The sequence below is a fragment of the Kitasatospora sp. NPDC056184 genome (genome assembly GCF_042268405.1).
Taxonomy (GTDB): Bacteria; Actinomycetota; Actinomycetes; order Streptomycetales; family Streptomycetaceae; genus Kitasatospora.
The window spans coordinates 283,402-298,398 of sequence record NZ_JBHJUI010000007.1 but is presented as its reverse complement, the minus strand read 5'-3'; the positions used below and the strand labels follow the sequence as shown (position 1 = coordinate 298,398).

12 protein-coding genes and 1 tRNA gene are annotated in these 14,997 nt (G+C 74.5%); 7 read left to right on the top strand and 6 right to left on the bottom strand.

Features of this window, described 5'->3' with window-relative positions; all coding sequences use genetic code 11:
- Positions 1 to 44 precede the first annotated feature (44 nt).
- The 6 genes from ACFC0B_RS17215 to ACFC0B_RS17190 all read right to left on the bottom strand — a co-directional run bounded on the left by ACFC0B_RS17215 (position 45) and on the right by ACFC0B_RS17190 (position 6,985).
- Positions 45 to 2,456, bottom strand: coding sequence for a glycoside hydrolase family 65 protein (locus tag ACFC0B_RS17215; protein ID WP_376086637.1), 2,412 nt, complete (start codon positions 2,454 to 2,456; stop codon positions 45 to 47).
- A complete protein-coding gene (locus tag ACFC0B_RS17210) occupies positions 2,456 to 3,226 on the bottom strand; it encodes an HAD family hydrolase (protein WP_376086636.1) in 771 nt (256 codons plus the stop codon). The genes ACFC0B_RS17215 and ACFC0B_RS17210 overlap by 1 nt, the downstream gene beginning before the upstream one ends.
- A gap of 112 nt (positions 3,227 to 3,338) precedes the next feature.
- Complete coding sequence (locus ACFC0B_RS17205) at positions 3,339 to 4,124, bottom strand: VOC family protein (protein ID WP_376086635.1); 786 nt, start codon at positions 4,122 to 4,124, stop codon at positions 3,339 to 3,341.
- A 177-nt stretch (positions 4,125 to 4,301) separates the two neighbouring features.
- Positions 4,302 to 4,763 (bottom strand): SRPBCC domain-containing protein, encoded by a 462-nt coding sequence (locus ACFC0B_RS17200; protein WP_376086634.1) that lies wholly within the window; start codon positions 4,761 to 4,763, stop codon positions 4,302 to 4,304.
- Positions 4,764 to 4,861: 98 nt separating this feature from the next.
- On the bottom strand, positions 4,862 to 6,622 hold the full coding sequence (locus tag ACFC0B_RS17195) for an LCP family protein (RefSeq protein WP_376086633.1): 1,761 nt from the start codon (positions 6,620 to 6,622) through the stop codon (positions 4,862 to 4,864).
- A gap of 290 nt (positions 6,623 to 6,912) precedes the next feature.
- Positions 6,913 to 6,985: transfer RNA gene (locus tag ACFC0B_RS17190), tRNA-Lys, on the bottom strand.
- A 365-nt stretch (positions 6,986 to 7,350) separates the two neighbouring features.
- Here ACFC0B_RS17190 and ACFC0B_RS17185 point away from each other — a divergent pair.
- The 7 genes from ACFC0B_RS17185 (at position 7,351) to ACFC0B_RS17155 (ending at position 14,989) form a co-directional block, all read left to right on the top strand.
- Positions 7,351 to 8,262, top strand: a complete 912-nt coding sequence (locus ACFC0B_RS17185) for an aromatic prenyltransferase (RefSeq protein ID WP_376086632.1) — start codon at positions 7,351 to 7,353, stop codon at positions 8,260 to 8,262.
- A gap of 129 nt (positions 8,263 to 8,391) precedes the next feature.
- Positions 8,392 to 9,429, top strand: a complete 1,038-nt coding sequence (gene mvk / locus ACFC0B_RS17180; RefSeq protein ID WP_376086631.1) for a mevalonate kinase — start codon at positions 8,392 to 8,394, stop codon at positions 9,427 to 9,429.
- Complete coding sequence (gene mvaD, locus ACFC0B_RS17175) at positions 9,419 to 10,501, top strand: diphosphomevalonate decarboxylase (RefSeq protein WP_376086630.1); 1,083 nt, start codon at positions 9,419 to 9,421, stop codon at positions 10,499 to 10,501. Before mvk ends, mvaD begins: the two co-directional genes overlap by 11 nt.
- Positions 10,498 to 11,643: a phosphomevalonate kinase gene (locus tag ACFC0B_RS17170; protein ID WP_376086629.1), complete on the top strand. Its 1,146-nt coding sequence runs from the start codon at positions 10,498 to 10,500 to the stop codon at positions 11,641 to 11,643. Before mvaD ends, ACFC0B_RS17170 begins: the two co-directional genes overlap by 4 nt.
- Positions 11,640 to 12,725 (top strand): type 2 isopentenyl-diphosphate Delta-isomerase, encoded by a 1,086-nt coding sequence (gene fni, locus ACFC0B_RS17165; protein WP_376086628.1) that lies wholly within the window; start codon positions 11,640 to 11,642, stop codon positions 12,723 to 12,725. Before ACFC0B_RS17170 ends, fni begins: the two co-directional genes overlap by 4 nt.
- Complete coding sequence (locus ACFC0B_RS17160; protein ID WP_376086627.1) at positions 12,722 to 13,783, top strand: hydroxymethylglutaryl-CoA reductase; 1,062 nt, start codon at positions 12,722 to 12,724, stop codon at positions 13,781 to 13,783. The genes fni and ACFC0B_RS17160 overlap by 4 nt, the downstream gene beginning before the upstream one ends.
- 3 nt (positions 13,784 to 13,786) lie before the next feature.
- Positions 13,787 to 14,989 carry a hydroxymethylglutaryl-CoA synthase gene (locus tag ACFC0B_RS17155; protein WP_376086626.1) on the top strand — a complete coding sequence of 401 codons (1,203 nt, stop codon included), beginning with the start codon at positions 13,787 to 13,789 and terminating at the stop codon, positions 14,987 to 14,989.
- Positions 14,990 to 14,997: the final 8 nt, after the last annotated feature.

Below are 14,997 nucleotides of genomic sequence, written 5' to 3'. Positions count from 1 at the left end.
CGCCGCCGCGGACGGGGCGCCCCCTGGGTGGGCCCGGGCCCGGGCTACTCGGCGGCCAGGTGGTCGGGGCCGGAGGTGATGCGGCCGGTGGAGAGGCCGGCCTGGGCCTGGCGGCGCGCCGGTTCGCGGCCGGGGGGCTGGCTGCAGCGCTCCTGGGCGGGCGGGGTGGTGGTGGGCAGCGAGACCGGGCGGCCCGCCTTCACCTGGACCGTCTCGCCGTCGTGCCGCAGGTGGATCACCTCGCCCCGGCGCAGCGTGTACGTGGTCCGGTCGTGGTCGATCCGCACCCCCAGCAGCTGCCCGCGGACCAGCAGCGAGAAGCTGAGCCGCATCAGCCCGATCGGCAGCCGGGGCCGGAACCAGAGCACCTCGCCGTGGTCGCGCAGGCCGCCGAAGCCGGCCACCAGGGCGATGCAGGCCCCGGCGAGCGAGGCCATGTGCAGGCCGTCGCGGGTGTTGCCGCCGAGGTCGTGCAGGTCCATCAGGGCGGCCTCGGCGGTGTAGTCGTACGCGAGGTCGAGCTGCCCCACCTCGGCGGCGATCACCGCCTGGGTGCAGGCGGAGAGCGAGGAGTCGCGGACGGTCAGCCGCTCGTAGTAGGCGAAGTTGCGGGCCTTCTGCTCGTCGGTGAAGGCGTCGCCGCGGACCTGCATGGCGAGCACCAGGTCGGCCTGCTTGACCACCTGCTTGCGGTACAGGTCGAAGTACGGGTAGTGCAGCAGCAGCGGGAAGTTCTCCGGCGGGGTGTTCTCGAAGTCCCAGACCTGGTGGTCGGTGAAGCCGTCGGCCTGCGGGTGGACGCCGAGGTTCTCGTCGTACGGGATGAACATCGCGGAGGCGGCGTCCCGCCAGGCGGCGGTCTCCTCGGTGTCGACCCCGAGTTGGGCGGCCTCGCCCGGGTGCCGGGCGGCGGCCTCGGCGGCGGCGCGCAGGTTCGTCTGCGCCATCAGGTTGGTGTAGACGTTGTTGTCCGCGACGGCGCTGTACTCGTCCGGTCCGGTGACGCCCTCGATGCGGAACCGGCCGACGGAGTCGTGGTGCCCCAGCGAGCGCCACATCCGGGCGGTCTCGACGAGCAGTTCCAGCCCGTACTCGCGCTCGAACTCGGTGTCCCCGGTGGCCCGGACGTAGCGGGCGGCGGCGGCCGCGATGTCCGCGCCGATGTGGAAGGCCGCGGTGCCGGCCGGCCAGTAGCCGGAGCACTCCTCGCCGCGGATCGTCCGCCACGGGAACACCGCGCCGGCCAGGCCGAGTTGGACCGCCCGGTCGCGGGCCAGCGGGAGCGTGGTGTGCCGCCAGCGCAGGGCCTGGTTGACGGCGGCGGGCAGGCAGTAGGTGAGCACCGGCAGCACGAAGGCCTCGGTGTCCCAGAAGCTGTGCCCGTCGTAGCCCGGTCCGGTCAACCCCTTGGCGGGGATGGCGCGTTCCTCGCTGCGGGCGCCCGCCTGGAGCACGTGGAAGACGGCGAACCGGACGGCCTGCTGGAGCTCGACGTCGCCCTCGATCTCGACGTCGCTGGTCTCCCAGAACTCCTTGAGGAAGTCGGCCTGTTCGGCGACCAGGCCGTCCCAGCCGGTGTACCGGGCGGCGGTCAGCGCGGCCTCCACCTGGTCCCGGACGGCCGGCAGCGAGCGGGTCGCCGACCAGCCGTAGGCCATGAACTTCACCAGCCGCAGCCGCTCGCCGGGGTTCAGCACGGTGGTGACGCTGATCCGGCAGTGGTCGGCCTCCGCCTCGGCGACGGTGTCCAGCCGCTCCGGGCCCTCGATCAGGTGGTCCATGCCGGCCGCGACCCGGATGCCGCTGTACCGGGTGCGGTGGACCAGCACGGCCTTCGTCCCGCCCGCGTGGTTCGCCTCGGCGAGCAGCGGGGCCTCCAGCACGGCGGCGGCCCGCGGGTCGCCCTCGGGGCCGCCGGGCAGCTGCTCGTTGGCGACCAGCTCGCTCTGCAGCACGATCCGCACCGGGCCGTCCACCGCCTCGACGGTGTACTCGACGGCGGCGACGGCCCGCTGGGTGAGCGAGACCAGCCGGGTGGAGTCGACCTTGACGGTCCGCCCGGCCGGGGAGGTCCACTCGGCGGAGCGCCGCAGCAGGCCCTCCCGGAAGTCCAACCAGCGGCGGTGGCTGACCAGTTCGCCGTAGCGCAGGTCGAAGGGCTCGTCGTCCACCAGCAGTCGGATGATCTTGCCGTTGGTCACGTTGATGACGCTCTGGCTGGACTCCGGGTAGCCGTAGCCGCCCTCGCCGTAGGGCAGCGGGCGCAGCTCGAAGACGCCGTTGAGGTAGGTGCCGGGCAGGCCGTGCGGCTCGCCCTCGTCGAGGTTGGCGCGCAGGCCGATGTGGCCGTTGGAGAGCGCGAAGACGGATTCGGCGCGGGCCGGCGAGGTGAGGTCCAGTCCGTGTTCGGCGACCTGCCACGGGTCGACGGCGAAGGGCTGCTCCTGGCCGCTCATCACGACGACGCCTCCTCGGGCTGCTGCGGGTGGTCGGGGATCAGCTCGGCGAGGTCGCGGACGACCACGGTGGCGCCGTCGCGCCGCAGTTCGGCGGCCTGGCCGGTGCGGTCCACGCCGACCACCGCGCCGAAGCCGCCCGCCCGTCCGGAGGCGACCCCGGCCAGCGCGTCCTCGAACACGGCGGCGTGCGCGGGCTCGACGCCCAGCGCCCGGGCGGCGGCCAGGTAGGTGTCCGGCGCGGGCTTGCCCGGCAGCCCCTCGCGCCGGGCGACGACGCCGTCCACGATCACGTCGAAGTAGCCCTCGATGCCCGCCGCGCGCAGCACGTCCCGGCAGTTGGCGCTGGACGAGACGACGGCGGTGGGCAGGCCGAGCGCCCGCAGCCGGCGCACGTAGGCGACCGAGCCGTCGTACGGGGCGACGCCCTGCTCGCGGATCATCCGCAGCACGGTGTCGTTCTTGGCCCGGCTGACGCCGTGCACGGTGCGGGCGCCCGGCGGGTCGGCGTCGGTGCCCTCGGGCAGGTCGACGCCCCGGCTGTGCAGGAAGGCGCGGGTGCCGTCGAGTCGTGGCCGCCCGTCCACGTGGGCGTCGTAGTCGGCGACGGCGTCGAACGGGGTGAACGGCCCCCCGGTGCGGGCGGCTTCGGCCCGCAGGAAGGCGTCGAAGGTGTCCTTCCAGGCCGCGGCGTGCACCGTGGCGGTCTGGGTGAGCACCCCGTCGAGGTCGAAGAGGAAAGCGCGGATGTCGTCCGGTAGCCCCAGCATGGGTGCAGTCTTACCGTTCCGCGCGCGCCGTGCCGCCCATTCCCGGCGGCGCGTCGCGGGAACGGGCGGCGGTTCGTTCGGAACGGACCGGTGCGCGGCCGGATCCGGTCCCTCAGGGCGAGTCCGGGGTGGAGGTGACCGCGAAGACCGCGCCCTGCGGGTCCCGCACCACCGCCATCCGCCCGGCCTGCATGTCGAACGGCGGCTGGATCACCGAGCCGCCCGCCTTGACCAGGGCGTCCACCGTGGAGTCGGTGTCGTCCACCGAGAAGTAGGCCATCCAGTGCGGGGGCGTGTCCGGCGCCAGGTACGCGGCGACCGGCTGCATGCCGCCCACGGTGTGGTCGCCGACGTTGAGCGAGTAGAACCCGTCCATGCCCTGGATGGTGCCCGGGCGCAGGCCGAGCGCCTGCTGGTAGAACCGGCCGGCCGCGGCGGTGTCGGTGGTGTTGAGCTCGTTCCAGACCAGCGCGCCGGGCTCGTTGACGATGCCCGCGCCGATGAATTCCAGCTTCTGCCAGACGCCGAACACCGCACCGGTCGGGTCCGCGGCGACCAGCATCCGGCCGGTGCCGCCCACCTCCATCACCGGGTAGACGATCGTGCCGCCGGCCCCGGCGATGGCCTGCGCGGCGGCGTCGGCGTCGTCGGCGGCGAGGTAGGTGGTCCAGCCGACCGGGGGCAGCGGCTGGCCCCCCGGGGCGCTACGGGCCATGATCCCGGCGACCGGCTTGCCCTTCAGCGAGCACACGGCGTAGCCGCCGTACTCGGCCGGGCCGACCTCGCCCTGCCAGCCGAACAGGTCGCGGTAGAAGTCGAGCGCGGCCTGCTGGTCGCTCGCCATCAGGTCCACCCAGCACGGGGTACCGGGCTTGTACGGTGCGGTGACTACGGGCATTCCTGGGCCTCCAAGCGATGGTCGTCCGCCGCGGGGCCGCCGGGGGCGCGGCGGGGAGGCCGCGCGGCGCCGACGGCCGTACACCGCCCACGATCGCCGTGCCTCCGCGATCCCGCCACCGGACGGCGTCCCGGCGGGTCGCCGGGCGCCGGGCGGTCACCGGCGGGGCGCGGGCGGTCACGGCGCGTGGTGGTGGCCGCCCTTGGTGAAGAGCGGCTGCGCCCGGCCGCTCTGCGCGTAGTCCTTGAGCCGGACGAGCAGCTGCGCCCAGGTGCCGGCCACCAGCGGCACGCCCTCCTCGCTGCCTGGCTGCCAGCCGCCGTGCCGCAGCAGCAGCCGGGTGCGGTGGCCGGGGTCGCCCCGCTCGTCGGGCCGCTCGGTGAGGTCCCAGCTGATCCAGGTGCCGGCCCAGTGCGGCGGGAAGGCCCCGGCGTTCGTCCACACCACCCGGTCGGGGCCGGTGGGCTCACGCCGCAGCCGGTAGGGCTCGGGGTCGCCGGGGACGTCGAGCAGCAGCACCTCGCCCTCCCGCTGCACCTCGGTGGTCCACCAGGAGGTCAGCCCGTCGTGGGTGGTCAGCGCGGCCAGGACGACGGGGCGCGGAGCGGCGATGTCGAGCTCCAGGGCGATCTCGGCCATGGGTTCCGCCTTTCGGGCCTGCTGCTCCCCCCGGGCGTGTCCGCCAGGCCCACCATGGCACGGGCCCGGCGGCGGCGCGCCCCGGAGCGCCCGCCCGCTCAGCCGCCGGAACCGTAGGTGGTGTTGTCGCAGATGTTGTCGTCGGCCGAGCGGGCGTCGGCGGTGACACTGGTGGGCAGCGGAGCGGGCGTGCCCGGGGCGGACGGGGCCGCCGAGGAGCTGCCGGCGGCCGTGGCGCCGTTGGCCGCCGCGAAGTCCTGGCCGACGACCACGGTGACGCCCGACGCGGTGCCGGCCTCGATGATCGCGCCCGGGAACAGCACCGCGACCTTCTCGGCGTTGGCCTTCTGGCCCGAGCCGTAACGGACCATGGTGGTCGTGTACTTGGTGGTGTCCGCCCGGCCCGCCACGGTGGCGTTGAACTTGGCCGCCTTGAGCTGCTCGGTCGCCTTGCCGGCCATGCCGGCGGCGGTGGTGCCGGTGAGGACGGACACCTTGATGTTCTTGTTGGCGGCGGTGTCGGACGCGAGCGGGGAGGCGGGGAGGGACACGGCGGTGGTGGTGGCCGGGGCCGCCGGGGCGGTCGGCGAGGCGGCCTCCGGGGGCTGCTCGCCGGTGGCGTTCTGGCCGTCGAGGGTCCGGTCGGCCTTGAGGGTGTCGAAGAGCTTGTTGGCGTCCGGCTGGACGATGTCGAGGTTCTTGTCGACGGTGCGGTAGCGCCAGGGCAGGGTGACGAACTTGAGGTCGTGCATGTCGATGTTGCGCAGCGACAGGCCGAAGGACATCAGCTTGTCGGCGCTGTCGAGGCCGGGGTCGACGGTCAGCGACTTGGTGGCGGCGTCGGCCAGCGGCAGCAGGTTGGTCGGACTGAGGCCCTGCTTCTTGACCTTGGAGGCCAGCGAGCTGATGAAGGCCTGCTGGCGCTTCATCCGACCGATGTCGGAGCCGTCGCCGAGGCCGTGGCGCAGCCGGACGTAGTCGAGCGCCTGCTGGCCCTCCACCTTCTGCGGGCCCTTCTTCAGGACCACGGCGCCCTTCTTGCCGAGGTTCGGGTTGACGTCGCCCTCGTGGATCTCCTCCGGCAGGCAGACGTCGACCCCGTCGACCGCCTTGGTCATCGCCGAGAAGCCCGAGAAGTCGACCACCATGGTGTGGTCGACCCGGATGCCGGTGAGCTTCTCCACGGTGTTCTGGGTGCAGGCGGGGTTGCCGTCCTCGCTCCCGCCGGTGGAGAAGGCCGCGTTGAACATCGCACTGGAACTGCCCTTGGTCCACTTCCCGTTCGGCAGCTTGCACGGGGGCGTCGCCACCATCGCGTTGCGCGGTATGGAGATGCCGACGGCGTGCTTGTGGTCGGCGTAGACATGCAGCAGGATCGTGGTGTCCGAGCGGGCGCCGCCCTCCTCGCCGCCGCCGAGGTCGGAGTTGTTCTTGCCGCGGCTGTCGGAGCCGATCAGCAGCACGTTGACCGGCTTGTTGCCGTCCGCGTCGGCCTGCGCCTCCGGCGGGCGGTCCTTGGCTATCGCGTCCGCGTCGAAGGACTTGATGTTGCCGTTCAGCTTGTAGTAGATCAGCCCGCCGGTGCCCGCCAGCAGGACGAGCACACCGGCGGCGGACCAGGCGACGATCTTCTTGGCGCTCCGCTGCGGCTTGCGCGCCGCTGCCCTGGCCGCCGCGCGCCCGCCGGGGGCCGGGGGCCCGCCCTGGGCGGCACCGGCCTTGCCCTGGGCGGCCCGGCGGGCCTCGGCGCGGCCGCCCGGCCTCGGCGCGGGCACCGCACCGGCGGGCGCCCCGTCGGCCGGGGGCGCGCCGGGCGCGTCGTCACCGCGGGCCGGACCCTCGCTCCGCTGACCTGACATGCGTGCACCTTTCACCGCCGGACGCCGCGCCCCCCTGCGTCCGGACGCGTTGCACACAGAGAGACGGCCGAGGCCGCCCCCGGGTTGCACATACGACGGTCACAACAACCGACGAACGCCCCGGGAATGGCACCCCCCACGCCTCCCACGGCAGGCCCTTCGTTCCCCAGTGGGCCCACCTCTGGATCATACAAACCGACGATCCGGCTGATTCGTTCCGCAGGTCGGCGGCGGCCCGGAAACGGCGAAGGCCCGGGCCGGAGACGATCCGGACCGGGCCTTCGTGCCGGTGGGGCGCCAGGGGCTCGAACCCTGAACCTACGGATTAAAAGTCCGCTGCTCTACCCATTGAGCTAGCACCCCGACACCGTGGACATCATGCCAGACCGGGCCGACCCGTGCGGCCGAATACGGCCCGGCGGACGGGCCGGCGGGGTCCGACGGGAGCGCGGCGGAGGCACGGGCGCCGGGAGTGATCCGGGTCACTTTCCCGGGGCCTTGGCCCGGCGGCGGCGCGCGTGTCACTATTCCTGCACGCCCACCCTGCCCAAAACCCGTTCCGGGGGCGGGGGTTGAGTGTCGCAGCCGCCGGTCCGCGCAGGTCGGACCAGGTCCGCGGCCGACACGAGCACCGGCTCCCCCCTCGATGATCCGTCACCCGCCCGAGCCGCGGCGTGCGCGGGGGGACGTCCACACACGCACGCCACGACTGGACAGGTGGAGGAACAATGTCGGAAAGCCCCTTCCTGGAGAACTTCTACGCCGCCATCGAGGGAACCGCCCGCGTGGTGGACGTCCCCTTCGAGGCCGACACCGTCCGGCCCGTCCTCACCGCCTACCGGGACGTGCTGGAGGACGCGGTGATCTCCTTCCGGGTGCAGAACAGCCCGCTCGGCGCCGATGACCTCGACTGCCGCTTCACCATGCTCCCCCGGGGCCTCGACCCGTACGCCGTCGCCCTGGCCGACGGCCTGACCGAGCCGACCGACCACCCCGTCGGCCGGCTGCTGGCCGAGGTGCACGGCGGGCTCCCGATCGACAGCTGCGGCGTCGACTTCGGCGTCCGCGCCGGGTTCACCAAGGCCTGGTCCTTCCCCACCGCCGAGCGGCTGCTGACGGTCCGCGAGGTGGCGGCGCTGCCGTCGGCCCCGGAGAGCATCGCCGCCCACCTCGACGTCTTCGACCGCTACGGGCTGTCCGACGTCGTCAGCACGGTCGGCATCGACTACGGCAGCCGCACGGTCAACCTCTACTTCGGCGGCGGCGCCGGCGCCCGGGTGCCCCGGGAGACCTTCGGTCCCGACGGCGTCCGCTCGATGCTCCGCGAGATCGGCCTGCCCGGGCCCAGCGACGAGCTGCTGGCCTTCAACGAGAAGGCCTTCGTCCTGTACGCCACGCTGAGCTGGGACTCCCCGGAGATCTCGCGGATCACCTACTCGGTGAAGACGCCCGAGCCGCTGGCGCTGCCCGTCGCCGTCGCCCCGCAGATCGAGCGGCTGGTGAAGGACGCCCCGTACAGCACCGAGGGCCGCGACTTCGTCTACGGCGTCACGGTCACCCCCAAGGGCGAGTACCACAAGATCCAGTCGTACTACCAGTGGCGGCGCCCGGTCGAGAAGATGCTGGTCGCCGAGAAGTAGGACGCGCCGGCGGTGCCCGCCCGGGCCCGCCGGGGGCCGCTCCTCGGTCCCCGGCGAGCCCTTCGCCCTCCCGGCGCCCGGCCCGTCACCGGATTCCTTCCTTCCGAGAACCCTGGATGAGCGATCTCCATGCAGAAACGACACGGGGAGCTGAGTGCGTTGTCCCTACCCGCCGCAGCCGAGGGGCTGTCGGAGCACCGCGGGACCCGGCCGGTCGGCACCGGCCGGGCCCGGGCCAAGGCCATCGTGCTGGGCGAGCACGCGGTGGTCTACGGAGCCCCGGCGCTCGCTCTCCCGGTTCCGCAGCTGACCGTCACGGCCACCGCCGGGTCCTCCGCGCAGTCGCCCGCCGATCCCGACGACTTCTCCCTCACGATGACCGGCGACAAGGCCCGGCCGAGGGCCGCCCAGGCCTCCGACGGACTGCACCGGCTGACCGCCGAGTTCCGGGCCGTGCTGGGCGTTCCCGACACCGTGCACCTCGACGTGATCATCGACTGCGCGATCCCGGTCGGCCGCGGGCTCGGCTCCAGCGCGGCCTGTGCCCGGGCCGTGGTCCACGCGCTGGCCGACCTCTTCGAACGCGAGGTGACGCCGGAGTTGGCGTTCGAGCTGGTGCAGACGGCGGAGAACGTGGCCCACGGACGGGCCAGCGGCGTCGACGCGATGGCCGTCGGCGCGACGGCCCCGCTGCTGTTCCGGGCCGGGCGGGCGCAGGAGCTGCCGATCGGCTGCGAGGGCCTGTTCATCGTCGCGGACAGCGGCGTCGCGGGCCGGACCAAGGACGCCGTCGAGCTGCTGCGCCGCGGCTTCGCGGAGCGCCCGGGCACCCAGGACGCCTTCCTGCGCCGCGCCACCGGGCTGACCGAGACCGCCCGGCTGGCGCTCGCCGAGGGCCGGCCTGAGCAGCTGGGCGCCCAACTCACCGACTACCACGAGCTGTTGCGCGCGGGCGGGCTGAGCACCGACCTGATCGACGGGATGGTCGAGGCCGCGCTGGCCGGCGGCGGCCTCGGCGCCAAGATCACCGGCGGCGGGATGGGCGGCTGCGTGATCGCGCTGGCCCGCGCGGAGCAGGCGGCCGAGGTCACCCGCCGGCTGCTGGCCGCCGGCGCCGTCCAGACCTGGTCCGTGCCGTTCGGGGGGCAGGCCGGACATGGCCGTTGAGCAGCCCGTCACCGTGCCCGACCACCCCGCCGCCGCCGGGGACGCCACCGCCGTCGCGCACCCGAACATCGCGCTGATCAAGTACTGGGGCAAGCGGGACGAGCGGCTCGTCCTGCCGTGGACCGACAGCCTCTCGCTGACCCTGGACGTCTTCCCCACCACCACCCGGGTCCGGCTCGCGCCCGGCGCCGGGCAGGACGCGGTCACGCTCGACGACGTGCCGCTGGACGGCGAGCCGCGGCGCCGGGTGGCCGCCTTCCTGGACCTGGTCCGCGAGCGCGCCGGGCTGGCGCTGCCGGCCGTCGTGGAGACCCGCAACACCGTGCCCACCGGCGCCGGACTGGCCTCCTCCGCCAGCGGGTTCGCGGCGCTGGCCACCGCCGCCGGCGCCGCGTACGGGCTCGGCCTCGACGCCACCGGGCTCTCCCGGCTGGCCCGGCGCGGCTCGGGCTCGGCCGCGCGGTCCGTCTTCGGCGGCTTCGCCCTCTGGCACGCCGGGCAGCCGGGCCACGCCGACGCCGACCTCGGCTCGTACGCGGAGCCGCTGGCGGTGCCGGTGCACGCGCTGGACCCGGCGCTGGTGGTCGCGGTGGTCGACGCCGGGCCCAAGTCGGTGTCCAGCCGGGAGGCGATGCGCCGCACCGTCGACACCTCGCCGCTGTACCGGTCGTGGGCCGCCTCCAGCCAGGCCGACCTGATCGGGATGCAGCAGGCGCTGAGCCGCGCCGACCTCGACGCGGTGGGCGAGATCGCCGAGCGCAACGCGCTCGGGATGCACGCCACGATGCTGGCGGCCCGCCCGGCGGTGCGCTACCTGTCGGCGGCCACGCTCACCGTGCTGGACGCCGTGCTGGAACTGCGGCGGGGCGGGGTCGCGGCGTACGCGACGATGGACGCCGGGCCGAACGTCAAGGTGCTCTGCCGGGGTTCGGACGCCGGGCGGGTGGCCGCGGCGGTGCGGGCGGCCGTCGGCACCGCCGCGGTGCACGTCGCCGGGCCGGGGCCGGGCGCCCGGCTGCTGGGCGCGCGGCCGGACGCACGGCCGGACGCGAACCCGGACGCCGACGCGTGAGCGGCGGCCGCCCCCCGGTGGTGCGGAGCGCGCCGGGCAAGCTGTTCGTCGCGGGCGAGTACGCGGTGGTGGAGCCGGGCGGTGCGGCGATCCTGGTGGCCGTCGACCGCCACCTCACCGTCACCGCCGCGGAGCCCGCCGCCGAGCCCGCCGCCGGGCCCGCCGGCCCGGGCGTGCTGATCTCCTCCGACCTCACCGCCGCGCCGGTGCGCTGGCGGTGGCGCCGCGGCCGGCTCGTCCCGCTCGGCCCGGCGGACCCGGACCGGGCCCGCCGCGACCTGGCCCACGTCGTCGCCGCGGTCGAGACGGTCGGCCGGCTGCTGGCCGAACACGGCCTGCCGGAGCCCGCGCTGGACCTCTCGGTCAGCAGCCGGCTGCACGAGAACGGCGTCAAGCTCGGCCTCGGGTCGAGCGGCGCGGCTACGGTGGCGACCGTCGCCGCGGTGGCCGCGTACGGCGGCCTGGCGCTGTCGGCCGAGGAGCGCTACCGGCTGGCCCTGCTGGCGTCGGCCGGGCTCGACCCCAAGGGCTCCGGCGGCGACCTCGCCGCCGCCGCCTGGGGAGGCTGGATCGCCTACCGGTCGCCCGACCGGGCCGCCGTGCTCGGCCTGGCCCGCCACCGGGGCGTGGCCGAGGCGCTGTCCGCGCCCTGGCCCGGCCTCGCGGTGCGCCGGCTGCCGCCGGTGCCCGGGCTGGCCCTGGAGGTCGGCTGGACCGGCACCCCGGCCTCCACCGCGGAGATGGTGTCCGGGCTGCACCGGCGCGGCCCGCGCGACACACCCGCCCACCGGCACTACGCGGCCGCCGCCGAGGACTGCGTACGCGCCGCCGCCGAGGCGTTCGACCGGGGCGACCGGTCGGCCCTCCTGGAACAGATCCGGTGCGCCCGCCGGGAGTTGGCCCGGCTCGACGACGCGGTCGGGCTCGGCGTCTTCACCCCCGCCCTGACGGCGCTGTGCGACGCGGCCGAGGCCGCGGGCGGTGCGGCCAAGCCCTCGGGCGCCGGGGGCGGCGACTGCGGCATCGCCCTGCTGGACACCGCGGGCGCGCCGCCGGACATCGACCAGCTACGGGAGCGGTGGGCCGCGGCCGGGGTGCGACCCCTGGCCCTGCGTCCCGCCCTGGAAGGGAACTCGGAATGATCTCTCAACGCAAGGACGACCACGTCCGGCTCGCGGTCGAGCAGCAGCACGGCCACGTCGGGCGCAACCAGTTCGACGAGGTGTCGTTCGTCCACCACGCCCTGGCCGGGACCGACCGGCCCCGGGTGTCCCTGGCCACGACCTTCGCCGGCCTCTCCTGGCCGGTCCCGCTGTACATCAACGCGATGACCGGCGGCAGCGAGATGACCGGCCGGATCAACCGCGACCTGGCGATCGCCGCCCGGAAGACCGGTGTGCCGATCGCCTCCGGCTCGATGAGCGCCTACTTCAAGGACGAGTCCTGCGCCGGCACGTTCAGCGTGCTGCGCGAGGAGAACCCGGACGGCTTCGTCCTGGCCAACGTCAACGCCACCGCCTCGGTGGAGAAGGCCCGGCGCGCCGTCGACCTGCTGCGGGCCGACGCCCTGCAGATCCACGTCAACACCGTCCAGGAGACGGTGATGCCGGAGGGCGACCGCTCGTTCTCCGCCTGGGTGCCGCAGATCGGCAGGATCGCGGCCGGCGTGGACGTCCCGGTGGTCGTCAAGGAGGTCGGCTTCGGGCTCAGCCGGGAGACCGTCCTGACGCTGCGCGAGCTGGGCGTGCGGGTGGCCGACCTCGGCGGCCGGGGCGGCACCGACTTCGCCCGGATCGAGAACGGCCGGCGCGACCTGCGCGACTACACCTTCCTGGAGGGCTGGGGCCTGTCCACCGCCGCCTGCCTGCTGGACGCGCAGGGCGTGGACCTGCCGGTGCTGGCCTCCGGCGGCGTGCGCCACCCGCTCGACGTGGTACGGGCGCTGGCGCTCGGCGCACGGGGCGTCGGGGCCTCCGGCACCTTCCTGCGCACCCTGATGGACGAGGGCGTGGACGCGCTGGTCGCCCAGCTCTCCACCTGGCTCGACCAGTTGGCGGCGCTGATGACCATGCTCGGCGCGGCCACCCCCGCCGACCTCACCCGCTGCGACCTGCTGATCCAGGGCTCCCTGCGGGAGTTCTGCGCCGACCGCGGCATCGACACCGCGCAGTTCGCCCGGCGCTCCGCCGCCGCGGCCGACGACCTCACGGGAGGCACCCGATGACCGAGGAACACGCCGTCGCCGGCGTCCCGATGCGCTGGGTGGGACCGGTGCGCATCTCGGGGAACGTCGCCACCACCGAGACCCACGTCCCGCTGGCCACCTACGAGTCCCCGCTGTGGCCCTCGGTGGGCCGCGGCGCGAAGGTCTCCATGCTCGCCGAGCGCGGCATCGTCGCGACCCTGGTCGACGAGCGGATGACCCGCTCGGTGCTGGTCGAGGCGACCGACGCGCAGACCGCGCTGGCCGCCGCCCGCGCCATCGAGGCGCGCTTCGAGGAACTGAAGGAGGTGGTGCGCGGCTGCAGCCGGTTCGCCGAACTCGTCGGCGTCCGGCACGAGATCAACGCCGACCTGCTGTTCGTCCGGTTCGAGTTCACCACCGGCGACGCCTCCGGGCACAACATGGCGACGCTCGCCTCCGACGCGCTGCTGCAGCACCTGCTGCGGACGGTCCCGGGGATCTCCTACGGCTCGATATCGGGCAACTACTGCACGGACAAGAAGGCGACCGCCGTCAACGGCATCCTGGGCCGCGGCAAGAACGTGGTCACCGAGCTGCTGGTGCCGCGCGAGGTGGTCACCGGCGTGCTGCGCACCACGGCGGCGAAGGTCGCCCGGCTGAACGTCCGCAAGAACATGCTGGGCACCCTGCTGGCGGGCGGCATCCGCTCGGCCAACGCCCACTTCGCGAACATGCTGCTCGGCTTCTACCTGGCCACCGGCCAGGACGCGGCGAACATCGTCGAGGGCTCGCAGGGCGTGGTGATGGCCGAGGACCGCGACGGCGACCTGTACTTCGCCTGCACCCTGCCGAACCTGATCGTCGGCACGGTGGGCAACGGCAAGGGGCTCGCCTTCGTGGAGGCCAACCTGGCCCGGCTCGGCTGCCGGGCCGACCGCGCGCCCGGGGAGAACGCCCGCCGGCTGGCCGTCATCGCGGCGGCGACCGTGCTCTGCGGCGAGCTCTCGCTGCTCGCGGCGCAGACCAACCCGGGCGAGCTGATGCGCGCCCACGTCCAGCTGGAACGCGGCGGCGCGACGGAGAAGGTCGGGGTGTAGCGCATGTCCACGAGCACCTCCGACGCCCCCGGCAGCACCCGCGGCCCGGTCGGGATCCACGACCTCTCCTTCGCCACCACCGAGTTCGTGCTGCCGCACACGGCGCTCGCCGAGCACAACGGCACGCCGGTCGGCAAGTACCACGTGGGCATCGGCCAGCGCTCGATGAGCGTGCCGGCCGCCGACGAGGACATCGTCACCCTGGGCGCCGCGGCCGCGGCCCCGGTCGTCGCCCGGCACGGCGCGGACGGCATCCGCACGCTGGTGTTCGCCACCGAGTCCTCGATCGACCAGGCGAAGGCCGCCGGCGTGTACGTCCACTCGCTGCTCGGGCTGCCGTCCGCGACCCGGGTCGTCGAGCTCAAGCAGGCCTGCTACGGCGCCACCGCCGCCCTGCAGTTCGCCCTCGGGCTGATCCACCGCGACCCCGCGCAGAAGGTCCTGGTGGTGGCGAGCGACATCTCCAAGTACGAGCCGGACAGCCCCGGCGAGGCGACCCAGGGCGCCGCCGCGGTGGCGATGCTGGTGGCGGCGGACCCGGCGCTGGTGCGGATCGAGGAGCCCTCGGGCCTGTTCACCGCGGACGTCATGGACTTCTGGCGGCCGAACTACCGGGACGCCGCGCTGGTCGACGGCCAGGAGTCGATCGGCGCCTACCTCCAGGCCGTGCAGGGGACCTGGAAGGACTACACCGGGCAGGGCGGCCGGCCGCTGGAGGCGTTCAGCGCCTTCTGCTACCACCAGCCGTTCACCAGGATGGCCTACAAGGCGCACCGCCACCTGCTGAACTGCGCCGGGTACGACACCGACGAGGCGGCGGTCCGGGCGGCCCTGGGGCTGACCACCGCGTACAACGAGGTGATCGGCAACAGCTACACCGCCTCGGTGTACCTGGGCCTGGCCGCGCTGCTCGACCAGGCGGAGGACCTCGACGGGCGGGCGGTGGGCTTCCTCAGCTACGGCTCGGGCAGCGTCGCGGAGTTCTTCGCCGGGACGGTCGTACCGGGCTACCGGGCGCACCTGCGCACGGCGGAGCACCGGGCGGCGGTCGAGCGCCGACGGCCGGTCGGCTTCGCCCGCTACCGCGAGCTGCACGGGGCGTCGCTCCCGGCGGACGGCGGCGACCACCCGACCCCGGAGCAGACCACCGGCCCGTTCCGGCTGGCCGGGATCAGCGGGCACAAGCGCCGCTACGAGAAGCGCTGACGGCCCCC